Raw genomic sequence first — 25,472 nt, 5'->3', positions numbered from 1 at the left:
GTCTGTGCCAGCCTAGCCGTGCCGGCTGAAAAGGTGCCAAGAAGACTCGACGGGTGTCGGTCGTTCACAGCTGCCGCCGGAACCACCACGCCTCAGAGCAGACGGACCACGTTCGGCATCGCACCGTTGGTGCGCAGCGGGGACACCTTGACCACGTCACCCGACTGCGGTGCCTCGACCATCTTGTTGTCGCCGAGGTACAGCGCGACGTGCGCACTCGCGTTGGGGCCGTAGAAGATCATGTCGCCGCGTCGCATCTGTGACAGCGGGAACTGCGGTCCCGAGGTGTACTGGTAACCGGTGTAGTGCGGCAGTTCGATCCCGACGCCGGCGAACGCGTAGATCATCAGGCCGGAGCAGTCGAAACCGATCTTGTTGTAGTCGCCGTAGCTGTCGGCCACACCGCCGTCGCGGATTCCCTGCGTCGGGCCGTTCGCGTCGCCACCGCCCCAGGCGTAGGGCACGTTCAGCTGCGAGAGCGCACGGTTGACGGCGATCTCGACGGCTTGCGGACCGCGCAGCCCGGGTCGGACGACGCCGCCCCCGCCCCCGCCGCCGCCGCCGGAGGAACTGCCGAACAGAGAGCCGAGGCTTCCCGAACCGAGTCGCGCACTGAGGGTGTCGCCACCGCTGCTGCCGGTGATGTCCGCACCACCGATGCCGAGCTCGTTCAGCAACTCGGACTGGGGCAACTGCTGCTGCCCGACCAGACCGGCGAGGATCGACGAACCGACGTCGATGGCGAGGCGCGCGGCGGCCTCCGCCGCGACGGCCAGTGCCTGGTTGTCGGTGGCGGGCGTGGCGGGTAGCGCCTTGAGCGCCCCCTCGGCCGACGGGTCCGTCGGGAACAGGTTCGAGAGCAGATCGCGCGCCGACGGCCCCTCGACCGTCTTCTTCGGCACGTATCCGCGAATCGTGTTGAGGCGCTTCTGGACCCGGTCGCGTTCCCCGATCAGGGTGGCCTTGCGCTTCTGCTGCGAAGCGATGGCGGCCTTCGCCTCGGTGACCGCCGCCATGGCGTCGGTCTTGCGCTGTTCGGCGCTCTTGGCCGCGAACGACGCCTGCCGGCGGGTGGCCTCGACGGCGGCGAGTCGGTTGGCCTTCTGGTTGCGGGCCACCTGCAGCCGTCGAATCATCTCCTGCTGCTTCTTGCCGACCTGATCGATCAGCTTCATGCGGTCGAGGACGCCCTGCGGGTCTTCGGAGGCAACGTAGTTCGACATCGAACCCTGCTCGGGCCCCTGCTGGTACGCCAGGCGGGCGAACCGGTCGAACTCCTTCTGCGCGTCGACGACGGCCTTGCTCGATCGGTCGAGTTCGGTGCGTGCTCCACGCGCGGCCACCGTGGCGAGGCGCTGCTGCGCGAGCGAGTTCTGGAAGTCGACGATCGATCGGTTCACGTTCTCCTGGCGGGACGCGAGCGCCTGGTCGAGGTCGGCGATGTCCTGGTTGACCGTCGCGATCCGGTTGATCAGACCGGAGATGGGCGACTCGGGCGTCTTCTTGGGCGCCGCGTCGGCATGACCCGCGCCGACCGCGCAGACGAGTGCGACAGCAAGGGCCGCCGAGACGCGCGCCGGCCATGACGCACCAGTTCTTCCTCGCCTCACCTGGAACTCCTCGCGATTCGCGGGGATCTTCCGATCCCCGGTCCGGCGACCGTCCGGGGTGTCTGAACCCGCGGCGATCACGCACTGCACTTCCGCCACATCGGACCCTGTAGAGAACACAGGCATCACACGCGACATCAGAACCGTACGTCACATCAACCACACGAGAAAACCGTGTTCGCGAATTACAAAGGCGTGATTACCTGCGAAAATGCCGTGAACTGGCGAAAGATCGAACGGTCGTCAAGGTCTCGAATTGGCAACAGACCGGAAGACACGCCGAGAAGGGTCCCCGCCGCGCGAGAACGAGGTGCCAGGAGCCGGGCCCACCCGCCGCATCGCCGGCCGGCCGAGGTGGCCCTGGCCTGCGTACTACCGGCCGGAAGCGGTCGGCTCGCGACGTGGTGCCGACGAGTCATCCGACTCCGCGGCGGTGGCCTGCACGGGTCCCAGCGGACCGGCGGCCAGGTTCTTGCGGGTGCGGACCTGCCGGAGCCGGGCGAGCACGGCTCCGCCCGCGACGACCAGGATCAGCAGGAGGCCCACGATCGTCCAGTCCACGTTGGGACCGGTCATCGTGTCGATCATCTGTCGCGCCGCACCCGCGGGGTCGGTGAGGGTCAGGCCGTCGGTGGCCTGTTCCTGCACCACCCGGCTGAATTCGGGCGACGAGCTGCCGACCGAGTTGGGGCCGAGCACGATGACGGTGCCGCCGACCTGTTCCTGCAACTGGTTCGCGACGTCGCGGTAGAGAGTGAACCGGGGCTGAACCTGGTCGATGACCACGAAGCTGACGTCATGGCCCTTCGACTGGGCGTATTCGACGACCTCGAGCATGCCGGGCAACTGTTCGGGCGTCGCCCCCGCCACGCCGTCGTCGGCGATGTCCCGCGACAGCTCACCCATGTCGACCCCGACGAGTCCGGTGAGTTCGTTGTTCTCCGCGGGAGCTGCCAGCACCAGCGTCGTCGCCTGCGGACCCATCCGCCACCCCTGCCTCTCGAGATCACCCGGGGTTGCGTGCACGTTGACGGGCGGTATCGCGCCGGCGTCGAGTGTCTCCTCGCCGAACCCCGCCCTGCACCGTACGACACAATGGACTCGTCTGGGTATTCCGGTGTCGGCAGGTCCGATCCGGCGTGTCCCGGCCCGAGCTTGGTAACAGTACGCTCGTACTGTTAGACTGGACGACGTTGTCGCGGGTGGCCCTCGCGGACATCCGATGGTGCCGGCGCAGCCCGCCGGTGCAGAACGTCAGCCGGTGCGGCACGACTGCGCCGGATCGACCAGCCCCGCCCGACCGCAAGTGGATCATCGAGTAATCGCCGGCGCAGCCCGCCGGCACACGAGGAGAGTGGATTTAGACGTGAGTATCAATTCCTTCGGCGCCCGCGGCACGCTGGACGTCGGTGACAACAGCTACGAGATCTACCGTCTGAACGCTGTCGAGGGCACCGCCAAGCTCCCCTACGCTCTGAAGGTCCTCGCCGAGAACCTCCTGCGCACCGAGGACGGCGCGAACATCACCAAGGAGCACATCGAGGCCCTGGCGAACTGGGACCCGAACGCCGAACCGAGCGTCGAGATCCAGTTCACGCCTGCCCGCGTGATCATGCAGGACTTCACCGGCGTGCCCTGCATCGTCGACCTCACGACCATGCGCGACGCCGTCAAGGAACTCGGCGGCGACCCGGACAAGGTCAACCCGCTCGCGCCGGCCGAGATGGTCATCGACCACTCCGTCATCATCGAGGCTTTCGGCAATGCCCAGGCGTTCGAGCGCAACGTCGAGATCGAGTACCAGCGCAACGAAGAGCGCTACAAGTTCCTCCGCTGGGGTCAGGGCGCCTTCGACGACTTCCGCGTCGTGCCGCCGGGCACCGGCATCGTGCACCAGGTCAACATCGAGCACCTCGCGCGCTCGGTGATGGTCCGTGACGGCGTCGCCTACCCCGACACCTGCATCGGCACCGACTCGCACACCACGATGGAGAACGGCCTCGGCGTCCTGGGCTGGGGCGTCGGCGGCATCGAGGCCGAGGCCGCGATGCTCGGTCAGCCGGTCTCCATGCTCATCCCCCGCGTCGTCGGCTTCAAGCTCACCGGCGCGACCAAGCCGGGCGTCACCGCGACCGACGTGGTCCTCACCATCACCGAGATGCTGCGCAAGCACGGCGTGGTCGGCAAGTTCGTCGAGTTCTACGGCAACGGTGTCGGCGAGGTCCCGCTCGCCAACCGCGCCACCATCGGCAACATGAGCCCCGAGTTCGGCTCGACCTGCGCGATGTTCCCGATCGACGGCGAGACCGTCAACTACCTCCGACTCACCGGGCGCAGCGAGGAGACGCTCGCGCTCGTCGAGGCCTATGCCAAGGAACAGGGCATGTGGCTGGAGAAGGACGCCGAGGAGGCCGTGTACTCGGAGTACCTCGAGCTCGACCTGGCCGACGTCGTCCCGTCGATCGCCGGCCCGAAGCGTCCGCAGGACCGCATCGAGCTGTGGGACGCGAAGAACGCGTTCCGCAAGGACATCCACAACTACGTCGAGAACGGCAACTCCGCTCCGCAGACCAAGCTGGACGAGGCGGTCGAGGAAACCTTCCCGGCGTCCGACCCCGCGACCCTGTCCTTCGCCGACGACGACGCCGAGCCGCTGCACTCGGCCGCCAACGGCGCCGAGGGCCGGCCGACCAATCCGGTCCGGGTGGATTCCGAGGAACGAGGATCGATGATCCTCGACCACGGGATCGTGACCATCGCTTCGATCACCAGCTGCACCAACACCTCCAACCCGTCGGTCATGCTCGGCGCGGCGCTCCTGGCCAAGAAGGCCGTCGAGAAGGGCCTGTCGTCCAAGCCGTGGGTCAAGACGTCGATGGCACCGGGCTCACAGGTCGTCACCGGCTACTACGACAAGTCCGGTCTCTGGCCGTACCTGGAGAAGCTCGGCTTCTACCTCGTCGGCTACGGCTGCACCACGTGCATCGGCAATTCCGGCCCGCTGCCGGAGGAGATCTCGAAGGCGATCAACGACAACGACCTCACCGCCACCGCGGTGCTGTCGGGCAACCGCAACTTCGAGGGTCGCATCAACCCCGACGTGAAGATGAACTACCTCGCGTCGCCGCCGCTGGTCATCGCCTATGCCCTGGCCGGCACGATGGACTTCGACTTCGAGACCGACGCGCTGGGCAAGGACACCGACGGCAACGACGTGTTCCTCAAGGACATCTGGCCGACCAACGAGGAGATCGAGGCGACCATCGCCTCGTCGATCTCGCCGGAGCAGTACGCCTCGGACTACGCCGACGTCTTCAAGGGTGACGAGCGCTGGCAGAACCTGCCGACCCCGTCGGGCAAGACCTTCGAGTGGGACGACGAGTCCACCTACGTCCGCAAGCCTCCGTACTTCGAGGGCATGCAGCGTGAGCCGTCGCCCGTCTCCGACATCAAGGGCGCACGCGTGCTCGCGAAGCTCGGCGACTCGGTGACCACCGACCACATCTCCCCCGCGTCGACGATCAAGCCCGGCACCCCCGCCGCGCAGTACCTCGATGCCAACGGGGTGGCCCGCAAGGACTACAACTCGCTGGGCGCCCGCCGCGGCAACCACGAGGTGATGATCCGGTCGACCTTCGGCAACATCCGCCTGCAGAACCAGCTGCTGGACGGTGTGACCGGCGGTTACACCCGCGACTTCACCCAGGAAGGTGCACCGCAGTCGTTCATCTACGACGCCGCGCAGAACTACGCCGAGCAGAACATCCCGCTCGTCGTGCTCGGCGGCAAGGAGTACGGCACCGGATCGTCGCGTGACTGGGCGGCCAAGGGCACCAGCCTCCTCGGCGTGAAGGCCGTCATCACCGAGAGCTTCGAGCGCATCCACCGCTCGAACCTCATCGGCATGGGCGTCATCCCGCTGCAGTTCCCCGAGGGCGAGTCGCACAAGTCGCTGGGCCTCGACGGCACCGAGACCTACGACATCGCGGGCATCGAGGAGCTCAACAACGGGACGACGCCGTCGACCGTGCACGTCACCGCCACCAAGGAAGACGGCTCGACGGTGGAGTTCGATGCCAAGGTCCGCATCGACACCCCGGGTGAGGCCGACTACTACCGCAACGGAGGCATCCTGCAGTATGTGCTGCGCAACATGATCAAGAGCTGACAGGAGGCACTCGACGTGCCCAAGGTCAGCGATGACCGGCTTGCCGCGCGTCGTCGGGAGATTCTCGACGGCGCGCGGCATTGCTTCGCGGAGTACGGATACGACGGCGCGACCGTCAAACGGATCGAAGAGTCCACCGGCTTGTCCCGGGGTGCGATCTTCCACCATTACCGGGACAAAGAGGCGCTGTTCCTCGCGCTCGCGCGGGAAGATGCCGAGCGCATGGCCGACGTGGCGGCCGAGCAGGGCCTGGTGCAGGTCATGCGCGACATGCTCACGCGGCCTCAGGATTTCGACTGGCTCGGCACGCGCCTGGAGATCGCGCGGAAACTACGGACGGACAACGGCTTCCGCGCGGAGTGGGTGTCCTACGCGGCCGAGGTCGAGCAGGCGACACTCAGTCGGCTGGAGCGGGGTCGGCAGGCGGGGCGCCTGCGCGACGACGTCCCGACCGACGTTCTGCTCAACTACCTCGACCTCGTGCTCGACGGTCTGATCACCCGGCTGGCCACCGGCCAGCCCACCGACGATCTGCACGCGGTGCTCGACCTCGTCGAGGAGTCCGTGCGCGCACACGACTGACCTCAGTCCGGGGCCAGCAGGGACACGACCTCGTCGATCGAACGATTCGCCGACAACCGGTAGGCCCGCACCGCCTCATCGCCGGTCAGCTGGACGACGGGATCGCCTCTCGTACCTCTCGTCGTCCAGCGTGGCGATCCGGCCACCCCTGATCCCATCGGCCGCAGCTCCGGCACCGGCAAACGGGGGTCGTTCGGGACCGGCGTGAGTCCCTGCACCTGTCGCATACGCATTCCGACGGCCGCGACCAGCCAGCACTCGGCGACGCCGACGGGTCGGATCGACGACAGGACCTGATTCGCCCCGTCGAAGGTCATGGTCATGGTGTCGGCGCGCTGTACCCGCCACATCGAGCCGACCAGGTCGAACCGTGCCATCCGGTCGTTGTGCAGATCGAACTCCGCACCGAAGCCGCGCAGCGCCGCGGTGCACTCGCCGGTCAGATACCTTGTCGCCGAATCGCGTTCGCGGCGACGCTCGTCCTCCTCGCGTCGCCGATCACCGATCGGGCGGTACTCGCGTTCGAGGGCGCCCCGGTCCGCCGCGGCCCCCTCGGCGAGGCGCCGATGCAGCCACGCCGGGTCGATCTGCAGGAAATACCGGTAATGAATCCGGCACGGCACGTCGTCCGCGGTCACCGGTCCGTCCCCGACGAGCATCTGCACACCGTGGTCGGCCGACCAGACGGCGGCGACCCGGCCGTCGACGTCGGCCACCCAGGACCAGCCCCGAGAACGGATCTCGGGCGCCGCCGCGGCGAGGACGACACTCAGCGCCGTACCCGGCTCCACAAGGAGTGAGTGTGCGTGGGAAGCGACGTCATCCCCCATCGCCACGCTGTCGCGGTCCACCTCGATCTGCAGCGCAGCCGTCACACCCCGGAGCCTAACGTCCCGCGGCCCCGGCCGACTCGCCGATCGCGCACCGCGCCGGACGGCAACACCTTCGCCACGACGACCAACCCGGACAAGCGCGCCGCGTGGTTCGGCAGCCCCGCCGGGGCGAGTGCAGCGAGCGGCCTCCCGGTCGAGCCGTACCCCGGCGTCTTCGACCATGTGATGGGCAACGGCGTCGAGGCCGTGTACGGCGCAGGCGTCGGGGGCGGGTCGCTCGTGTTCGGCTCCTTCACGCCCGTCCCCCGCCGACAGGACTTCGAGCACATCTTCCCGGCGGCCGCCGACTACGCGCAGCTCGCCCAGACCTACTTCCCGCGCGCGAAGGCCGGGCTCGGCGTCTCGCCGCTGCCCGCGGACATCCTCGCGCACCCCAAATACGTCGGGGCCCGGTCCTGGCTGAAGGTGATCGAGCGCTACGGCGCGTCACCGCACTTCTTCGACTTCGCCATCGACTGGGACATCGTCCGCGACGAACTGGCCGGCCGGGCCACCCCGTCGGTGACCGCGGGCGAACTGAGCTACGGCGTCAACAGAGGCGCCAAGAAGTCTCTCGACCGCAGCTACCTCCTCGCCGCCGAACGGACCGGCAACGTCACCGTCAAGCCGATGCACGAGGTCTTCGACATCCGGCCTCGCTCGCGCCGCGCCGGATTCGTCGTCACTGCACGGGTTCTCGACGAGCAGGGCCGCACGGTACGCACCGTGACCACCGAGGCCGATCATCTCTTCATGGCCGCGGGCTCCTTCCACACCACCCGCCTGCTCGTCGAAGCGCGCGCGCAGGGGCGCCTGCCACGACTGTCACCGCGCATCGGTGACGGCTTCGGCGTGAACGGCGACTTCCTCACCATCCGGGCGAACCCCCGCGAAGATTTCGGCGCCGTCCAGGGCGGACCGGGCTACGCACGGATCTACGAGGACAACCTGCCCGGCGGACCGGTCTCGATGGTCTATCAGGCCACCCCGCTGCCGGCACCGCTCGGCAAGGCCGCGACCACCCACCTCGTGCAGGCCCACACCGACGAACGCGGCACGATCGACTACGACCATCGCACCCGGCGGGCGCAGCTGAACTACCCCCACCCCGCCGACCGCAACGACCTCGACCGCCGGAGCAACGCCTTCATCAAGCGTTTCCACGAACGCACCGAGGGCCGTTTCGGCTTCGCCGCCAACGGAACCCACGTGTCGTCTCGCGCGCTCGGATTCGGTTCCGCGAGTACCTATCACGGGCTCGGCGGCGTCGTCATGGGTGCCGCGGCCGACACCGACGGCGCAATCCGGGGCTACGACAACCTGTGGGTCGTCGACGGTTCCTTCGTACCCGGGGCAGTCGGCCTGGTGAATCCCGCTCTGACCATCACCGCGCTCGCGGAGCGAACCATGGACAGGTTTCTCGCGACGCACTGAGGAACTGCGAAATCGGACACGACGCTAGGGTACTGTGACTCGCAACACCCCGAACGAGCGTTAGATACGGTCGTTCGGGGTGGCCATCCCCTTCGTCACGAGGAGCGTCACTCTTGTTTCCTGGAGTCTTCGCGAAATCCACCCCCGACAAGCCGGCCGTCATTCGGGCCGCTACCGGCGAGGTACTGACCTACCGACAACTGGACGAGAACTCGACCCGGCTCGCCAACTACCTCGACTCCCTCGGACTCCGACGCGGCGACAACATCGCCGTGGTCTCCGCCAACGACTTCCACGTTTTCGAGGTGTACTGGGCGGCCCTGCGCAGCGGTCTGTACGTGACCGCGGTCAACCACCACCTCACCGCGGCGGAGACCAACTACATCCTCTCCGACTGCAACGCGCAGGTCCTGTTCGCCGGCGCCTCGGTCGTCGAGGCCGTGTCGGCCGCCGGCGAGATCGAGGCCCTTGCCGGCCCGGGTCGCCGCATCGTGTGGGGTGGCGATCTCGACGGCTTCGAGAGTTACGACAAGGTCCTGGCCAATGCGTCGGCAGAGCCCCGCACCGACCAGCCGCGCGGCACCGACATGCTCTACTCCTCCGGGACCACCGGCCGTCCGAAGGGCATCAAGACACCGATGCCCGAAGGGCAGGTCGACCAGGTGCCCGACGCCTACACCGCGATCTTCGCGCCCATGTACGGCTACGACGACTCCGCGGTCTACCTGTCCCCCGCACCGCTGTATCACGCAGCGCCGCTGCGCTATTGCGGGATGACCAACTCGGTCGGCGGGACCGTGGTCATGATGGACCGGTTCGATCCCGAAGCGGCCCTCGCCGCCATCGAGAAGTATCGCGTGACCCACAGCCAGTGGGTGCCCACCATGTTCATCCGGATGCTGAAGCTGCCCGCCGACGTCCGCTCGAAGTACGACGTCAGCAGCATGAAGATCGCCGTCCACGCGGCCGCGCCCTGCCCGGTCGAGGTGAAGCGGGCGATGATCGAGTGGTGGGGCCCGGTCATCCACGAGTACTACGCATCGACCGAGGCCGCCGGCGCAACGTTCATCGGCCCGCAGGAGGCGCTCGATCACCCCGGCTCGGTGGGCAAGCCGCTGCTCGGCGTGGTCCACATCTGCGACGAGGACGGCAAGGAACTCCCGACCGGTGAGGTCGGCCAGGTCTTCTTCGAACGCGAGGACGTGGCGTTCCAGTACCACAACGACCCCGACAAGACCCGCAAGGCCCAGCACCCCGAACACGAGAACTGGTCCACCACAGGGGATGTCGGATACGTCGACGACGAGGGCTACCTGTATCTGACCGACCGCAAGGCGTTCATGATCATCTCCGGCGGCGTCAACATCTACCCGCAGGAGGCCGAGAACGTCCTCATCAATCACCCGGCGGTGTTCGACGTCGCGGTGATCGGTGTCCCCGACCCCGACCTCGGCGAGGTCGCGAAGGCCTGCGTGCAGCTCGCTGACGGCCACGAACCCACCGATCGGCTCGCCGAGCAGCTGATCGCGTTCACCACCGAGAACATCGCGGCCTACAAGGCGCCCCGGTCGGTCGACTTCGTCGACGACCTGCCGCGCACGCCCACCGGGAAGCTCGTGAAAGGCGATCTGCGCAAGCGGTATTGGCCGGAGGCCTGACACCCCACCCCCTGACGCCGAACGTTAGCTTACGCTAAGCTAACTCACACTGAGTTGGTCCGGTTACGGACACCGGCGAATCGGCCGGTGCCGCACCGCTGTTCGGAGCTGGGGAATGCAGGGTTTGGACGCGGTAGGCGGGCTTGTGCCCGATGACGATCCGGGACGGGCGGCCGTGCCGGTGGCCGACCTCCTCGTCGCGCGACTCGTCGACGCCGGGGTGCGGACCGTCTTCGGCGTTCACGGCGCCAACATCGAAGACGTCTTCGACGCGGCGGTGCGGCACCCGCTGCTCACCCCGGTCGTCGCGAAACACGAGTTCGGTGCCGGCGCGGTGGCTTTCAAGACATGCTCGACCCGCCGGACACCGTGGACCTGCGTGCCGTGGTGTCCGGCGTCGTCGGATTCTGCGGGTTCGTCGACGAGCCGGCTCGTCTCGATCAGGTCCTCGACGAGGCGTTCGCCACCCTCGCACGAGGTCTGCCGGCCGCGGTGATCCTGCCCAAAGACGTGCAGTCCTCACCCGGGTACGCCACACCGTCGCGTACGGGCCCACCGACCGAACTCCGGTCGGTGCCCCCGGCGGTCGTCGACGAACTCGCCGACCGACTCGTCGGGGTGGCGCGCGACGGCGGGTCGGTGTGCATCTGGGCGGGCGAGGAGGCATCCCGGCTCGGATTGCACGGTGCCGTACAGGATCTCGCGGAGCTTCTCGGCGCCGGGGTCGTGGTCTCACCGGGCGGTCGCGACATCGGGCGCGGGTCCTGCTCCGGCGTCACCGGGGTGATGGGGCACCCGTCGGCCCATCGGGCCGTGCGGGAATCACAGCTGATCCTGGTGATCGGCTGCCGCATGTCGATGACCGATCGCGCCGGCCTCGACGACGCCCTCGCAGCGATCCCGGTCGTGCATCTCGGCAGCGCGCCGCCGCGCACCCCGGCCGACGTCGAGCACATCGGGACGGCACGTCTCACCGAGACCCTCGGTGCGCTCCAGCGGTCACTCGCCGACCGGCTCCCCGGACGCCGCCCACCCCGGGTCCACCCGCTCGACCACCTGTCCGTCGCACCGTCGGCTCACGCCCTCGGAATGCGCGACGTGCTCGTCACCATCGGCGCCGCCCTGCCCGCGGGGTGTGCGGTGTTCGCCGACGCCGGGAACACCGGCGCGGCGGCAATCCACCATCTCCCGTTCGGCGACGCGCGGTTCGTCGTCGCTCTGGGCATGGGTGGGATGGGATGGGCCATCGCGGCGGGGATCGGGTCCGCGATCGCCGCGCGGGACATCCGTCCGGACGGTCGGGTCGTCGTCATCGCCGGTGACGGCTCGTTCCTCATGCACGGCATGGAGATCCACACCGGGATCGAACACGATGCGCCGATCACCCTCATCGTGCTCAACAACGACGCACATGGCATGTGTGTCACGCGGGAGGCGCGATTCTTCCCCGGCGCGCCGAGCGTCAACCGGTTCCGCCACACCGACATCGCGGGTGGGCTGGCCGCCATGTTCGCCGGCCTCCCGGTGCGCACCGCCGGCGATCTCCTCACCCTGCGCTCGGCATGCGACGAACTGTTCTCGCACACCGGACCGAATTGCCTCGTCGTGGAAGTGGATCCCGACGAAGAACCCCCGTTCGCCCCACTGATCTCGAGAGGTACCCCATGACCACGCACTCCTCCGCGCTGTCCGATCTCGGGGACACCGCGGCCACGCTGGACGGCGTGGTCCGGGTGGAGACCCACCCCCGTTCCGCCAACACGGCACTCGTCGTCGACAAGGTCCGCTCGGTGTATCCCCATCACCAGGTGTTCGGCGACTTCTGCCCCGTGCAGGGCTACGTCGACGCACCGCCGCACGAACTGTACGAATGGCTGGCCGACACGCGCTCGCTCGAGGAATGGACCTACAGCACACGAGGTTTCGAGCCGACCGGGGAGCCGGACCTGTGGGACGGATACGACCGCCTGAACGAGGACACCAAGATCTACGTCCGGACCGTGGCGAACGCCGACGCGATGACCGTCGACTATCACTGTGCCTGGGATCAGGGAAAGCACCTCTGGATGATCTACCTGATGCGCGTCGTCGACGCGCAACTCGTTCTCGACCGTCCGGGTTCGGTGGTCCTGTGGAACAACTGCCACCACCCGTTCTACGACGAGAACCCCTTACCCGAGACCGCTCCGGCCGGCCGGGAGGAGTGGGTCGGCGACCTGTGGGACATGTTCGGTGCCGGACATCAGATCGAACTCGACAACCTCGCCGCCATCGCCGAACACCGCCATCGCCATGGACTTCCGCTGACCCCCGAATGGATGCGCTCATGCCCGCCGACGCCCCCGCCGTCTCGCTCGCCGACCTCGCCACCTACCGCCCGGCCGCCCGGGTGCCGGCGGAGTTCTTCGCGCAGTACGCCGAGGACGACGAACTCGCCGGCAACGTCATGTTCCGGGCTCCGTCCTTCCGCCACCACGCGGCCGACGGTGAGACGTCGGCGGACATGATCGTCGCCGCCGCACGGCGTCTCGTCGAGCGCCACGGCGACGGATATCTCGACGACGTGGACGTCGTGCTCACCCACAGCCAGCTGCCGGAGGTCCCGGTCCGCGGGTGTGTCGGCGAGGTCGCACACCGCCTCGGCCTCGCCCCGCGAACCGTGCTCGACGTGCACAACGGCGGCTGTGCGGCCTTCGTCCACCTCATCGAGATCGCCGGAGCGCTCCTGCGCGCGAACGGAGGCCGCAAGGCCCTGATCGCGCTGGCGCAGAACAGCGCCGGACAGATCTTCACCCAGGAGCAGGTACGGGTGAAGGCGCAGGCCGCGATCCCCGGTGACGGCGCGGCCGTGGCGATCCTGACTCTCGGCGACGAGGGTAACCCGGTGCTGGGGACCGAATGCCGGTCCTTCGGCCAGTTCTCGGCGGACATGACCGCCGTCGCACAGCCGGAACGCAAGTACTGGGAGGCGGGCCCGGGTCAGATCCATGTCGGCTTCACCGAGGCCAAGATCGCGAAAGTACTCGCCCGCGGGAACCGGATGGTCCCGGAAGTGGCTGCGGCGCTTGCGCATCGAATCGGGGTACGCCCGTCCGATCTGGACCTTCTCGTCACGAACCAGCCCAACCGGATCTTCCTGCGCAACTGGCGCGAGGCCCTCGAACTGCCCGAGTCGCGACACCCGGACACGTTCGACGACTGCGGGAACCTGTTCGCGGTCGGGATTCCGATGACTCTGGACGCGGCGATCGACGACGGGCGCGTGCGTCCCGGTGACATCGTGATGATGTCGGCGTTCGCCCATGCCGGCGACTTCGCCGCTGCCGGAGCGATCCGGTGGAGTGGGCGTTCGTGACGGTTCTGCTGCCGGCTCCGGTCTCCGAGCGCGCCACGGACCTCGCCGGCGTGCGCACCGACATCGTCGTGCGATGCGACCGGAACGAGTCCGCCTATCCCCCGTTGCCCGCGGTCGTGTCCGCGCTGCGCGACACGGTGGCATCGGCCCACCGCTACCCGTCGTTTCGTCCCGACGGTCTGCGCGCGACGATCGCCGAGCACACCGGTGTCGAGGCAGCGCACATCAGCGTCGGCGCCGGGGCGACGGCCGTACTCTCCGCGATCCTGCAGGACTCGGCTGCACGGGCCCGGGCCAGGGGTCGTACCGGACCGCGGATCGTCACCCCCGCACCGACATTCGAGGGTTTCGCGCTGCTCGCCGAGATGATCGGGCTCGGAATCGGCATCACCCCGCTGCTCGACGACGGGCGTCCCGATGTCGGTGCGCTCGCCGCGGCCGCGGGTCCGGACACCGCGGCCGTCATCGTCTGCAGCCCGCACAACCCGACCGGATTGGTCCTCTCCGACACGGAGATCCGTGATCTGCTCATGGCTGTCGACCCAGCGATCCCGGTGATCCTCGACCAGGCGTACGTCGAGTACTGCCGGAACGCACCCGATGTCCGGACGCTGGTCGACGAGTACCCCAACCTGATCGTGGTGCGAAGCCTCTCCAAAGCCCACGGTCTCGCGGGACTGCGGGTCGGTTATGCGATCGGGTCGGCGACGTCCATCGGCGGTGCCCGCCGTCACGAGGTCCCCTTCTCGATCACCGCGGCCGCCGAACACGCGGCGTCGCTGGCACTTGCCGCGTCCGACGAGCTGGCCGGACGGGTCACGGCGATGCGCCGCGAACGCGATCGAATCGCCGACGCGCTGCGCGACTCGGGCCACCCGGCGCTGCCGAGCGAGGCGAATTTCGTGTTCGTGCCGGGCACCGACGGCATCGAGTTCGGGCGGCGGCTGCGGGCCGCGGGGGTCGTCGGCCGGGAGTTCGCCGAACACGGTCACCGGCTGACGGTGCCCGACCGCGCCGGGACCAATCGGGTCATCGAGGCGATCAGGCGAGCTCGATGAGCTCCTGATACTCCTCGCTCCAGTGGTCCTCGGTGCCGTCGGGCAACAGGATCACACGCTGCGGATCGAGCGCGGCGGCGGCGCCCGGATCGTGCGTGACCAGGACGACGGCCCCGGTGTAGCTGCGCAGGGCGTCGAGGACCTGTTCGCGCGAGATCGGGTCGAGGTTGTTGGTCGGCTCGTCGAGGAGCAAGACGTTCGCCGCCGAGGACACCAGCCCGGCCAGCGTGAGCCGGGTCTTCTCACCGCCGGACAGCGTGCCGGCCGGCTGATCGAGCTGGGCGCCGCTGAACATGAACGCGCCCAACAGGCCTCGGAGGTCCTGCTCGCCCGCGTCGGGTGCCGCGTGCCGGATGTTCTCCCACACCGACGCCCGGTCGTCGAGGGTGTCGTGTTCCTGCGCGAAGTAGCCGATCTTCAGACCGAATCCCGGCTCGATCGACCCTGTGTCCGGCTTCTCCACTCCGGCAAGCATTCTCAGCAGCGTCGTCTTGCCCGCGCCGTTGAGGCCGAGGACGACGACGCGACTGCCCTTGTCGATCGCGAGGTCCACCCCGGTGAAGATCTCCAGCGAGCCGTAGCTCTTCGAGAGTCCGGACGTCATCAACGGTGTCTTGCCGCATGCGGCCGGTTCGGGGAACCGGATCCGCGCGGTGCGGTCGGCCACCCGCTCCTCGTCGAGGGCGTCGATCATCCGCTCCGCGCGCTTGAGCATGTTCTGCGCGGCGGTCGCCTTGGTCGCCTTGGCACCGAGCTTCGCGGCCTGCGCGCGCAGGGCGGACGCCTTCTTCTCGGCGTTGGCCCGTTCGCGACGACGGCGCTGCTCGTCGGTCGCCCGGGCATCGAGGTACCGCTTCCAGCTCATGTTGTAGATGTCGGCCTCACCGCGCACCGCGTCGAGGAACCACACCCGGTTCACCACGTCGGCCAGTAGGTCGACGTCGTGACTGATCACGACGAGACCCCCATCGTGGTTCTGCAGGAAGCTGCGGAGCCACGCGATCGAGTCGGCGTCGAGGTGGTTGGTCGGTTCGTCGAGCAGAAGGGTGGTGTCGGATTTCCCCGAGCCGTCGGACGCCGCGAACAGGATGCGTGCGAGCTCGATCCGTCGGCGCTGACCGCCGGAGAGTGTCCGCAGCGGCTGCTCGAGAACCCGATCGGGCAGACCCAGGCTGTTGCAGATCCGCGCGGCCTCGGATTCGGCGACGTATCCGCCGAGGGCGGCGAAGCGCTCTTCGAGGCGTCCGTACCGCGCCACGGCCTTGTCCCGCAGCTTGTCGTCGGCGGCCTCGGCCATCTGCGCCTGCTGCTTCTCCATGTCGCGCAGGATCTCGTCGAGACCGCGCGCGGAGAGCACCCGGTCCTTGGCCAGGACGTCGAGGTCGCCCTCTTTGGGGTCCTGCGGGAGGTAACCGAGTTCACCGGACCGGCGGATCGATCCCGCGTAGGGTTCGGTCTCGCCGGCCAGGATGCGCAGCGTGGTGGTCTTGCCGGCACCGTTGCGGCCCACGAGGCCGATCCGGTCGCCGGGCTGGATGCGTAAGGCGTCGCCGGGCGCCGCCAACAGGGTCCGAGCGCCCGCTCGTACCTCCAGGTCGGTCGCGGTGATCACGACGGTCGATTCTACCGGTGCCGCGCCACTGCTTTTTCCACGTGCGGACCCCGGCGCCGTGCGGCCGAGTCGACCACCCCCGTCACGGTGGACCGATACGGTGTGGGACGTGACGCACTCCACAACGATTCCGCAGAACTTCCCGCAGTCCTCCGACCTGACCGGCCGGTCCGCGCTCGTCACCGGTGCCAGTCGCGGCATCGGTGAGGCGATCGCGACGGAACTGGCCCGTCGCGGCGCCTCGGTCGTCATCACGAGCCGGAAGGCCGAGCCACTCGAGGAGGCGGCCGGCCGGATCCGGACGGCGGTGCCCGGAGCGACGGTCTCGGCGTGTGCGGGCAACACCGGCGACGCCGACGACCGGGCGGCCGCCGTGGCCGCGGCCGTCGCACAGGGCGGCGGCATCCACATCCTGGTCAACAACACCGGGATCGCGCCGCTGGCCGGCCCACTGATGGGGGCCGACCTCGCCGCGTACCGCAAGACGTTCGACACCAACGTCGTCGCCGCGCTCGGGTTCGTCCAGGAGGCCTACCGGGCGGGCATGAAGGACACCGGCGGGTCGGTCGTCAACATCTCCTCGGTCGCGGGCCTGCGGTCGACGGGCGTGATCGCGGCGTACGGCACGTCGAAGGCGGCGCTGATCCGTCTCACCGCCGAACTCGCCTGGGAACTCGGACCGAACATCCGGGTCAACGCGATCGCCCCCTCGATCGTCCGGACCAAGTTCGCATCCGTGTTCACCGAGGGGGACAACGAGGCCCGCGCGGCGAACTCGTACCCGATGAAGCGAATCGGGGAACCCGAGGACGTCGCCCGGGCGGTCGCCTTCCTCGCGAGCGACGAGTCGGCGTGGATCACCGGCGAGACCCTGGCCGTCGACGGTGGCATGCTCGCCACCGGCGGTTCGTGACGTCCCTGCCCGACGACACGTCACCGTCCGGATCGCCGCCCGCGCCGAAGGACAGGATGTGAGTTCCGGAGTCATCGTCGCGGGGGCCGGGCCGGCCGGCCGCGCCCTCGTCCACCGCCTGGCCCGTGCCGGCGTACCGGTCACCCTGGTCGATCCGTCCCCCGACCGGTTCTGGCGGTCCACGTTCGCATGCTGGTCCGACGAGTTGCCCGAGTGGGTCGACCCGTCCGCCGTCGCCGCCCGGACCGCGCGCATCGGGATCGCGGGCCGCGAACTCGAGGAGGTGGCCCGCGGCTACACCGTCTTCGACACCCCCGGCCTGCAACGGTCACTGACCCTCGACGGGGTTCCGACCCGTTCCGCCCGGGTGGTCGAGATCGACGGCGCGCGTGTGCATCTCGATGACGGTTCGGTCCTGACCGGCGATGCCGTGGTCGACTGTCGCGGTGCGCTCCCCCACGACGCACCTCGACAGACCGCGTACGGGATCGTCGTCGACGCAGAGGTGGCCGCACCCGTGCTGGACGGGCACGAGGCACTGCTCATGGACTGGCGGGGTGGCGCGACAGACCGCCGGGCGCTGCCGTCCTTTCTGTATGTCGTGCCGCTCGGCGGGGGCGAGTACCTCCTCGAGGAGACCTGTCTCGCCGGGCATCCCGCCCTCGGTCTCGACGAACTCGAACGCCGCCTGGCCGCGCGGCTCGGTGGGATGCCGTCGGGGATCCGGCGGGTCGAGCACGTCGACTTCCCGCTGACCGGCTCGTCACCACACCCCTGGCGCGATCCCGTTTTCCGGTTCGGCGCCGCGGGCGGTTTCAAGAACCCGACGACCGGCTACAGCGTCGCGACATCGTTGATGTGCACCGACGCCGTGGTGGCCGCTCTCGCCGCGGGTCGAGAACCCGCCGCGGATCTGTGGCCGCCGTCCACCCGTGCGGTACACAACCTGCGTCTCCGTGGGCTCAGCGCTCTGCTGGGGCTCAGTCCGTCGCAGACGGTCGCCTTCTTCGAGGCGTTCTTCACGATGCCCCTTGCCGCACAACGCAGTTACCTGAGCAGACGGGACGATCTCACCGGCACGATGAGCGCGATGACCAGGGTCATCGCCGCAGTCGACATGCGTACACGCGTCGTGGTGGCGCGCGGTGCCATGTCCACCCCGGCGTGGGCCGGCGACGCCGGCTGATCAGCGCCGCAGCACCCGCCACCGCCGGATCATGTCGTCGACGTCGACGGTGTGCGCGACGACGCTGTGCGGCAGCGCCATCTGGCGGGCGGCGAGATGTGCCTCGCGCACACGGCGATTGAAGTCGACGAGGATGTCGCGGACCGCGTCCTCGTCGGCGATGTGGCGCAGCGACTCCGGGAAATCCTGCGCCTCCCGGCGCAACAGCAGCGGCGCGGGGAGCAACGCCGACGAGTCGAGGTTCTCCTCGCGGATCTTGCGCTTGACCCACCAGTCGGGATCATCGCTGTCGGTCAGATCCAACGGCTTCCCCGCACCCGGCAGGTTGTCGAATTCGCCGCGTTCGGTGGCCTCTCGGATCATCCGCTCCACCCGCGACTCGAAACGCCTCATGCGATCAACTCCCGCACGGAAGGGCTCTACACGAACAAGCGCTGGACCCGGTCGTCGATCATGACCGGGGCCGGCGCAGTGGTGTGTCCGACCGTCGGTCAGACGGTGAAGCCGAGGGCGCGGAGCTGCTCGCGACCGTCGTCGGTGATCTTGTCGGGGCCCCACGGCGGCAGCCAGACCCAGTTGATCTCCATGTCGGTGCACAGACCGCTGGAGACCAGCGCACCGCGCGACTGGTCCTCGATCACGTCGGTCAGCGGACAGGCCGCCGAGGTGAGTGTCATGTCGATCTTCGCGACCGCGTCGTCGGTCACCTCGATGCCGTAGACCAAGCCGAGGTCGACGACGTTGATCCCCAGTTCGGGGTCGACCACGTCGCGCATCGCCTCCTCGACGTCCTCGATGGCCGGCAGCGACGTCGCGGGCGCGGCGGGTGTCCCCGTCACGCCGGTGTCGGTCGGGGTGGTGGTCGGTGTGTCCGTGGTGGCTGTGTCGTCACTCATGCTGTCTCCGATCGTGTCTCGTGGCTGTCCATCGTCTGCGCGAGTGCGTCCTTGAAGGCCATCCAGCCCAGGAGCGCGCATTTGACGCGTGCCGGGTATTTGCTCACCCCGGCGAAGGCGATCCCGTCGCCGATGACGTCCTCGTCACCGGCGTCCTTGCCGCGGGAGGTCATCATCGCGTTGAACGACTCGACGGTGGCCAGTGCTTCCCCGACCGGCCGGCCGACGATGAGGTCGTGCAACACCGACGTCGACGCCTGCGAGATCGAGCATCCCTGCCCGTCGTAGGACACGTCGTCGATGCTCGAACCGTCGTCGGAGACCGCCACGCGCAGGGTGACCTCGTCACCACAGGTCGGGTTGACGTGGTGAACCTCGGCACCGAACGGTTCACGGAGTCCGCGCCCGTGCGGGTGTTTGTAGTGGTCCAGGATCACTTCCTGGTACATCTGTTCCATCCGCATGGCTCAGACCGTCCCGAAGAACTTCTGCGCCGTGACGATCGCGGCACCGAGCGCGTCGACCTCGGCGAACGTGTTGTACGCGGCGAACGACGCACGCGCGGTGGCGGCGACGCCGAAGCGCCGGTGCAGCGGCCACGTGCAGTGGTGACCCACCCGGATGGCCACGCCCTCGTCGTCGAGGATCTGCCCGAGATCGTGGGCGTGGATGCCGTCGACGAGGAAGGCCACGGCGCCGCCGCGGTTCTCCGAGGTCGACGGCCCGATGATCCGCACGCCCTCGATGTCGCCGAGATGCTCCAGCGCCCGCGCGGTCAGCGCATGCTCATGCGCGGCGACGGCGTCCATGCCGAGGTCGGTCAGGTAGCGCACCGCGGCACCGAGTCCGACGACCTGCGAGGTCATCGGCACGCCCGCCTCGAACCGTTGCGGCGGCGGGGCGTAGGTCGACCCCTCCATGGTCACGGTCTCGATCATCGAGCCGCCGGTGATGAACGGCGGCAACGCATTCAGCAGATCGGACTTGCCGTACAGCGCTCCGACGCCACTGGGCCCGAACATCTTGTGCCCGGAGAAGGCGGCGAAGTCGACGTCGAGTGCACGGAAGTCGACCGGCATGTGCGGCACCGACTGGCAGGCGTCGAGCACGACGAGTGCGCCGACCGCGCGTGCGCGCGAGACCAGCTCGGCCACATCGGCGACCGCCCCGGTCACATTCGATTGATGGGTGAACGAGACGACCTTCACCGACTCGTCGAGGGTCAGCGAATCCAGGTCGATCCGGCCCTCGTCGGTGACCCCGAACCAGCGGAGCGTCGCGCCCGTGCGGCCGCAGAGCTCCTGCCACGGAACGAGATTGGCGTGATGCTCCAGCTCGGTGATGACGACGGTGTCGCCGGGCCCGAGCGCCGAACCCCCGAGGACGTCCGCGGACCGCGGGTCGCCGAGGGTGTAGGTCACGAGGTTGAGTGCCTCGGTCGCGTTCTTGGTGAACACGAGCTCGTCGGCGGACGCCCCCACGAACGCCGCGATGACCTCCCGGGCGTCCTCATACGCATCGGTCGCCTCTTCGGCGAGCTGATGCGCGCCGCGATGCACCGCCGCGTTGTGGTGCGTGAGGAAGTACCGTTCGGCGTCGAGCACCTGGACCGGACGCTGCGAGGTCGCCCCGGAATCCAGGTACACCAGCGGCTTTCCGTCGCGCACGGTGCGCGAGAGGATCGGGAAGTCGGCGCGCAGCGAATCGACGTCCAGGGCGGTGGAAACCTCTGTCGAAAGTGTCACCTGGTACACCTCCTGTGCTGGTCGGCTCGGATCGGTCGGGCGGTCTCAGCCGGCCTTGGCAGCCGAGGTGAAACGCTCGTAACCCTTCGCCTCGAGCTCGTCGGCGAGTTCGGGACCGGCGGATTCGACGACGCGGCCGTTGACGAACACGTGCACGAACTCCGGCTTGATGTAGCGGAGGATGCGCGTGTAGTGCGTGATCAGCAGGATCCCGCCGTTGTCGCGCTCCTTATAGCGATTCACGCCCTCGCTGACCACCCGCAGGGCGTCGACGTCGAGTCCCGAGTCGGTCTCGTCGAGGATCGCGATCCGCGGCTTGAGCAGATCGAGCTGGAGGATCTCGTGACGCTTCTTCTCACCGCCGGAGAAACCCTCGTTGACGCTGCGCTCGGAGAACGACGGATCGATGTCGAGCGAGGTCATCGCCTCCTTGGTCTCCTTGACCCAGTGGCGCAGCTTCGGCGCCTCACCGCGCACGGCGGTGGCGGCGGTCCGCAGGAAGTTCGACATCGAGACGCCGGGCACCTCGACGGGGTACTGCATGGCGAGGAACAGCCCGGCGCGGGCGCGCTCGTCGACGCTCATCTCCAGGACGTCCTCACCGTCGAGGGTGATCGACCCCGAGGTCACCTCGTACTTGGGGTGACCGGCGATGGCGTAGGACAGCGTCGACTTGCCGGAACCGTTGGGGCCCATGATCGCGTGCGTCTCCCCCGACTTCACGGTCAGGTCGACACCCTTGAGGATGTGGATGGGCTCGGCGTCGGCGTCGGTCTGCGCGACATCGACGTGCAGGTCACGGATTTCCAGTGTGGTCATAGTCTCAGGATTTCTTTCTCCGGGCTGGGAAGTTCGGATGGCGAGGGTGGTCGGTCGGCGGTCAGGCGCCGGCGAGTTCGAGTTCCTGCTCGACCGCCGCCGAGAGACGCTCGCGCAGCTCGGGCACCCCGATCTTGGCGATCACCTCGCCGAAGAAGCCGCGGATGACGAGGCGTCGGGCCTGGTCCTCAGGGATGCCGCGGGCCTGCAGGTAGAACAGTTGCTCGTCGTCGAAACGACCGGTGGCGCTGGCGTGTCCGGCACCGACGATCTCGCCGGTCTCGATCTCGAGGTTCGGCACCGAGTCGGCACGCGCGTTGTCGGTGAGCACCAGGTTGCGGTTGAGCTCGAAGGTGTCGGTGCCCTCGGCCTCGGCTCGGATCAGCACGTCGCCGACCCACACGGTGTGGGCCTCACGGCTGCGATCGCCGGAGACGTCGCCCTGCAGCGCGCCCTTGTAGACGACGTTCGAGCGGCAGTGCGGCTGGCTGTGGTCGACGAGGAGTCGCTGCTCGAGATGCTGGCCGGCGTCGGCGAAGTACAGACCCCACATCTCGACGTCGCCACCGGGCGCGTCGTAGTGGACGATCGGCGACAGCCGAACCAGGTTGCCGCCGAAGCTGATCGCGAAGTGGCGGACCACGGAGTCACGGCCGGCACGCACGTGATGCGTCGCGACGTGGACGGCGTCGTCCTCCCAGTCGTGGATGTTCACGACGGTCAGTGCGGCACTGTCGCCGACGACGAACTCGACGTTCTCCGCGAACGTGCCGCTGCCCTTCTGATCGAGGACGACGACGGCGCGCGCGAACGCCTCGAGCCGGATCTGGGTGTGGCCGAAGGCGGTCTCGCCCTCGCCGGGACCGGTGACCGTGACGGTGACCGGCTCGGCGAGCTCTACCTCGCGGCCGACGGTCACCACGGTCGCCTGCGTGAACGACGAATACGCCTGCGCGGCAACACGGTCGAACGGCACGCCGCCCTCACCGAGCCGCTTGTCGTCGCGACCGACGGTCTCGACGGTCACACCCTCGACGGCCCCGGCAACCTCTACGCCGGCCTCGCCGGTCCGCTGCGCGGTTCCGTCGTGCAACCCGCGGAGACGACGGAACGGGGTGAACCGCCACGCCTCCTCGCGGGGACTCGGCACCTCGAAGGCGTCGACGTCGAACGAGGTGAACATCTCACCCTTATTGACGACGGGCGCCGCCGAGCCGGGAGTGGTCACGGGCAATGTGGGATCGGCCATCAGCCGACAGCTCCTTCCATCTGGAGCTCGATCAGGCGGTTGAGCTCGAGCGCGTATTCCATCGGGAGTTCCTTGGCGATCGGCTCGACGAAGCCGCGGACCACCATGGCCATCGCCTCGTCCTCGGTGAGACCGCGACTCATCAGGTAGAAGAGCTGATCGTCGCTGACCTTCGAGACGGTCGCCTCGTGGCCCATCGTCACGTCGTCCTCGCGGATGTCGACGTACGGGTAGGTGTCGCTGCGCGAGATGGTGTCCACCAGCAGCGCATCGCATTTCACCGTCGACCGGCTGCCGTGCGCACCGTTGTTGATCTTGATCAGACCGCGGTACGACGCCCGGCCACCACCACGGGCCACCGACTTGGAGACGATGTTGCTCGAGGTGTTCGGCGCGAGGTGGACCATCTTGGAGCCGGTGTCCTGGTGCTGGCCCTCACCCGCGAACGCGACCGAGAGGACCTCGCCCTTGGCGTGCTCGCCGGTCAGCCAGACCGCCGGGTACTTCATGGTGACCTTGGAACCGATGTTGCCGTCGATCCACTCCATGGTCGCGCCGGCCTCGGCCTTCGCGCGCTTGGTCACCAGGTTGTAGACGTTGTTCGACCAGTTCTGGATGGTCGTGTAGCGGCAGCGGCCGCCCTTCTTCACGATGATCTCGACGACCGCTGAATGCAGCGAGTCCGTCTTGTAGATCGGCGCGGTACAGCCCTCGACGTAGTGCACATAGGCACCCTCGTCGACGATGATCAGCGTGCGCTCGAACTGGCCCATGTTCTCGGTGTTGATCCGGAAGTAGGCCTGCAGCGGGATGTCGACGTGGACACCCGGCGGCACGTAGATGAAGGACCCACCCGACCACACCGCGGTGTTGAGCGCGGAGAACTTGTTGTCGCCCGCCGGGATGACGGTCCCGAAGTACTGCTGGAAGATCTCCGGGTGCTCCTTGAGCGCGGTGTCGGTGTCGAGGAAGATCACGCCCTGCTTCTCGAGGTCCTCACGGATCGAGTGGTACACGACCTCGGACTCGTACTGCGCCGCGACACCGGAGACGAGACGCTGCTTCTCCGCCTCGGGGATGCCGAGCTTGTCGTAGGTGTTCTTGATGTCCTCGGGCAGGTCGTCCCACGTGGCGGCCTGCTTCTCGCTGGAGCGCACGAAGTACTTGATGTTGTCGAAGTCGATGCCCTCGAGCCCCGCACCCCAGCCGGGCATGGGCTTCTTGTCGAAGATCTTGAGGGCCTTGAGGCGCTGCTCGAGCATCCACTCGGGCTCGCTCTTCTTCGCCGAGATGTCGGCGACGACCGCCGGGGACAGTCCGCGCTTGGCGCTCGCGCCCGCGACGTCGGAATCGGCCCAGCCGTAGCCGTACTTGCCGAGGGCGGCGATCGTCTCCTCCTGGGTGAGGGGCGCCGCTGGGGTCGGGGTGGCCGGATCGGTGACAGTCATCGCGTGGCCTTTCGGGTTGTCGTGGCGGTCGGTGTCTGGTTCGGGGTGGCGCGAGGCGATACGGGCTGCGTATCGGGGTCCGCGACGGCCCCGGGTCGGTCTTCGGTGGTCCCACCCGGCGGTGGGTGGATCGGCACATGGGTGGTGCAGGCGCAGTCACCGTTGGCGATGGTCGCCAGTCGCTGCACGTGCGTGCCGAGGAGTTCGGTGAAGACCGCGGTCTCCGCCTCACACAGCTCCGGGAACTCGGTGGCGACGTGCGCCACCGGGCAATGGTGCTGGCAGATCTGCATGCCGGTCCCGACCTGACGCGTGTTGGTCGAGTACCCAGCGCTGGTGAGCGCGTCGGCGATCTCGTCGACCGTGTCGGCGACGGTCACCGGACCGGTGCTGGGACGGACGCCGGCCACGATGCGTTCGACGCGCTCGCGGGCGAACTCGGCGACCGCGTCGGTGCCGCCGAGATCACGCAGCTTACGCATCGCCGCACCGGCCAGGTCGTCGTACGCGTGGCGCATCTTGCCGCGTCCGGAAGCGGTGAGCTGGAAGTACTTGGCGGGTCGGCCCCGGCCGCGTTGGCCGAACCCCGGCGAGGCGACCTCGATGTCCCCGGCGCCGGTCAGGGCGTCGAGATGGCGACGGACGCCGGCCGCCGAGATGCCGAGCCGCTCGCCGATGTCGCCGGCGGTGAGCGGGCCGTCTTCGACGAGCAGGGTGACCACGGCCTCCCGAGTCTGACCGTCATGGTGCGCGTCGACACCGCCGGTCACTCCGGCACCCGTACCAGCGGAGGGCACGGCGCCGGCACTGCCAGAGGGCAGCACAACATCGTTCCGCATGGTTTTCACAACACGAGTGTGACGTAAT

21 protein-coding genes and 2 pseudogenes are annotated in these 25,472 nt (G+C 68.4%); 11 read left to right on the top strand and 12 right to left on the bottom strand.

The window, feature by feature from the left end; translation table 11 throughout:
* Positions 1 to 92 precede the first annotated feature (92 nt).
* Together LEL84_RS02545 and LEL84_RS02540 are read right to left on the bottom strand one after the other, a co-directional pair.
* Positions 93 to 1,610, bottom strand: a complete 1,518-nt coding sequence (locus tag LEL84_RS02545) for an NlpC/P60 family protein (protein WP_226513252.1) — start codon at positions 1,608 to 1,610, stop codon at positions 93 to 95.
* Between the two features lie 372 nt (positions 1,611 to 1,982).
* Positions 1,983 to 2,594 (bottom strand): DUF6676 family protein, encoded by a 612-nt coding sequence (locus LEL84_RS02540; RefSeq protein ID WP_226514225.1) that lies wholly within the window; start codon positions 2,592 to 2,594, stop codon positions 1,983 to 1,985.
* Between the two features lie 382 nt (positions 2,595 to 2,976).
* Between LEL84_RS02540 and LEL84_RS02535 the strand changes: the two genes are divergently transcribed.
* Both LEL84_RS02535 and LEL84_RS02530 read left to right on the top strand, forming a co-directional pair.
* Positions 2,977 to 5,778, top strand: coding sequence for an aconitate hydratase (locus LEL84_RS02535; protein WP_058250389.1), 2,802 nt, complete (start codon positions 2,977 to 2,979; stop codon positions 5,776 to 5,778).
* A gap of 15 nt (positions 5,779 to 5,793) precedes the next feature.
* Positions 5,794 to 6,360: a TetR/AcrR family transcriptional regulator gene (locus LEL84_RS02530; RefSeq protein WP_058250388.1), complete on the top strand. Its 567-nt coding sequence runs from the start codon at positions 5,794 to 5,796 to the stop codon at positions 6,358 to 6,360.
* Between the two features lie 2 nt (positions 6,361 to 6,362).
* Here the strand turns inward: LEL84_RS02530 and LEL84_RS02525 are convergent, their stop codons facing one another.
* Complete coding sequence (locus LEL84_RS02525; RefSeq protein WP_223258976.1) at positions 6,363 to 7,151, bottom strand: hypothetical protein; 789 nt, start codon at positions 7,149 to 7,151, stop codon at positions 6,363 to 6,365.
* Positions 7,152 to 7,217: 66 nt separating this feature from the next.
* On the opposite strand from LEL84_RS02525, the gene LEL84_RS02520 reads away from it, so the two are divergent.
* The 7 genes and pseudogenes from LEL84_RS02520 to LEL84_RS02495 all read left to right on the top strand — a co-directional run bounded on the left by LEL84_RS02520 (position 7,218) and on the right by LEL84_RS02495 (position 14,737).
* Positions 7,218 to 8,666: a GMC oxidoreductase gene (locus tag LEL84_RS02520; protein ID WP_413466965.1), complete on the top strand. Its 1,449-nt coding sequence runs from the start codon at positions 7,218 to 7,220 to the stop codon at positions 8,664 to 8,666.
* 113 nt (positions 8,667 to 8,779) lie between these two features.
* Positions 8,780 to 10,324 carry an AMP-binding protein gene (locus LEL84_RS02515; protein WP_165630106.1) on the top strand — a complete coding sequence of 515 codons (1,545 nt, stop codon included), beginning with the start codon at positions 8,780 to 8,782 and terminating at the stop codon, positions 10,322 to 10,324.
* Positions 10,325 to 10,439: 115 nt separating this feature from the next.
* Positions 10,440 to 10,607 (top strand): annotated as a pseudogene (locus tag LEL84_RS24790) (hypothetical protein); the annotation flags it as partial.
* Positions 10,608 to 10,672: 65 nt separating this feature from the next.
* Entirely contained in the window at positions 10,673 to 11,992 is a 1,320-nt protein-coding gene (locus tag LEL84_RS02510; RefSeq protein ID WP_319005254.1) for a thiamine pyrophosphate-dependent enzyme, read from the top strand.
* Positions 11,989 to 12,651: pseudogene (locus LEL84_RS02505) on the top strand (SRPBCC family protein); the annotation flags it as partial. The gene LEL84_RS02510 and the pseudogene LEL84_RS02505, both read left to right, overlap by 4 nt.
* Entirely contained in the window at positions 12,651 to 13,679 is a 1,029-nt protein-coding gene (locus LEL84_RS02500; RefSeq protein ID WP_137808827.1) for a 3-oxoacyl-ACP synthase III family protein, read from the top strand. The pseudogene LEL84_RS02505 and the gene LEL84_RS02500, both read left to right, overlap by 1 nt.
* Positions 13,676 to 14,737: a pyridoxal phosphate-dependent aminotransferase gene (locus LEL84_RS02495; protein WP_226513250.1), complete on the top strand. Its 1,062-nt coding sequence runs from the start codon at positions 13,676 to 13,678 to the stop codon at positions 14,735 to 14,737. The genes LEL84_RS02500 and LEL84_RS02495 overlap by 4 nt, the downstream gene beginning before the upstream one ends.
* Here LEL84_RS02495 and LEL84_RS02490 read toward each other — a convergent pair.
* Entirely contained in the window at positions 14,721 to 16,349 is a 1,629-nt protein-coding gene (locus LEL84_RS02490; RefSeq protein WP_137808826.1) for an ABC-F family ATP-binding cassette domain-containing protein, read from the bottom strand. The genes LEL84_RS02495 and LEL84_RS02490 overlap by 17 nt on opposite strands.
* Positions 16,350 to 16,449: 100 nt before the next feature.
* On the opposite strand from LEL84_RS02490, the gene LEL84_RS02485 reads away from it, so the two are divergent.
* Positions 16,450 to 17,262 carry an SDR family oxidoreductase gene (locus tag LEL84_RS02485; RefSeq protein WP_065632167.1) on the top strand — a complete coding sequence of 271 codons (813 nt, stop codon included), beginning with the start codon at positions 16,450 to 16,452 and terminating at the stop codon, positions 17,260 to 17,262.
* A 58-nt stretch (positions 17,263 to 17,320) separates the two neighbouring features.
* Positions 17,321 to 18,448 carry a lycopene cyclase family protein gene (locus LEL84_RS02480; protein ID WP_226513249.1) on the top strand — a complete coding sequence of 376 codons (1,128 nt, stop codon included), beginning with the start codon at positions 17,321 to 17,323 and terminating at the stop codon, positions 18,446 to 18,448.
* On the opposite strand, the gene LEL84_RS02475 is transcribed toward LEL84_RS02480, so the two are convergent.
* The 8 genes from LEL84_RS02475 to LEL84_RS02440 form a co-directional block, all read right to left on the bottom strand.
* Complete coding sequence (locus LEL84_RS02475; RefSeq protein WP_058250383.1) at positions 18,449 to 18,841, bottom strand: DUF1992 domain-containing protein; 393 nt, start codon at positions 18,839 to 18,841, stop codon at positions 18,449 to 18,451.
* 98 nt (positions 18,842 to 18,939) lie between these two features.
* Positions 18,940 to 19,344, bottom strand: a complete 405-nt coding sequence (locus LEL84_RS02470; RefSeq protein ID WP_226513248.1) for a metal-sulfur cluster assembly factor — start codon at positions 19,342 to 19,344, stop codon at positions 18,940 to 18,942.
* Complete coding sequence (gene sufU, locus LEL84_RS02465) at positions 19,341 to 19,808, bottom strand: Fe-S cluster assembly sulfur transfer protein SufU (RefSeq protein ID WP_226513247.1); 468 nt, start codon at positions 19,806 to 19,808, stop codon at positions 19,341 to 19,343. Before sufU ends, LEL84_RS02470 begins: the two co-directional genes overlap by 4 nt.
* A 3-nt stretch (positions 19,809 to 19,811) precedes the next feature.
* Entirely contained in the window at positions 19,812 to 21,089 is a 1,278-nt protein-coding gene (locus LEL84_RS02460) for a cysteine desulfurase (protein WP_226513246.1), read from the bottom strand.
* A 45-nt stretch (positions 21,090 to 21,134) separates the two neighbouring features.
* Positions 21,135 to 21,908 (bottom strand): Fe-S cluster assembly ATPase SufC, encoded by a 774-nt coding sequence (gene sufC, locus LEL84_RS02455; protein ID WP_226513245.1) that lies wholly within the window; start codon positions 21,906 to 21,908, stop codon positions 21,135 to 21,137.
* A gap of 61 nt (positions 21,909 to 21,969) precedes the next feature.
* Positions 21,970 to 23,157: a Fe-S cluster assembly protein SufD gene (gene sufD, locus LEL84_RS02450; protein WP_226513244.1), complete on the bottom strand. Its 1,188-nt coding sequence runs from the start codon at positions 23,155 to 23,157 to the stop codon at positions 21,970 to 21,972.
* Positions 23,157 to 24,605, bottom strand: a complete 1,449-nt coding sequence (sufB, locus tag LEL84_RS02445) for a Fe-S cluster assembly protein SufB (RefSeq protein WP_058250379.1) — start codon at positions 24,603 to 24,605, stop codon at positions 23,157 to 23,159. Before sufB ends, sufD begins: the two co-directional genes overlap by 1 nt.
* On the bottom strand, positions 24,602 to 25,444 hold the full coding sequence (locus LEL84_RS02440; protein WP_058250378.1) for a helix-turn-helix transcriptional regulator: 843 nt from the start codon (positions 25,442 to 25,444) through the stop codon (positions 24,602 to 24,604). The genes sufB and LEL84_RS02440 overlap by 4 nt, the downstream gene beginning before the upstream one ends.
* Positions 25,445 to 25,472: the final 28 nt, after the last annotated feature.

The sequence above is a fragment of the Gordonia sp. WA4-43 genome, assembly GCF_020520305.1.
In the GTDB taxonomy this organism is placed as follows: Bacteria; Actinomycetota; Actinomycetes; order Mycobacteriales; family Mycobacteriaceae; genus Gordonia; species Gordonia hongkongensis.
The sequence above is the reverse complement of the archived record's forward strand: the minus strand, read 5'-3'. Positions and strand labels throughout refer to the sequence as shown.